General features: G+C 35.4%; 1 pseudogene. It reads left to right on the top strand.

What is annotated here, in order from left to right:
- Positions 1–254 (top strand): annotated as a pseudogene (locus SB660_RS22180) (UDP-N-acetylglucosamine 1-carboxyvinyltransferase); the annotation flags it as partial.

Below are 254 nucleotides of genomic sequence, written 5' to 3'. Positions count from 1 at the left end.
AATGCAGTGTTACCAATCCTGGCGGCAGCTTTACTTGCTTCAAAAGGAGAAAATGTAATTAAAGAAGTCCCTAACTTAGCAGATGTTTATACCATAAATGAAGTACTAAAAAGTCTAAACGCTGATGTTACATATATACCAGAAGACAATACTGTATATATAGACGCAACAAAAGAACTTTCAAGTGAAGCTCAATTTGAATATGTCAGTAAAATGCGTGCATCGATTTTAGTGATGGGTTCTTTGCTTGCACG

It is taken from the genome of Bacillus sp. SIMBA_005, assembly GCF_046535585.1.
Taxonomy (GTDB): domain Bacteria; phylum Bacillota; class Bacilli; order Bacillales; family Bacillaceae; genus Bacillus; species Bacillus pumilus.
The sequence above is the reverse complement of the archived record's forward strand: the minus strand, read 5'-3'. Positions and strand labels throughout refer to the sequence as shown.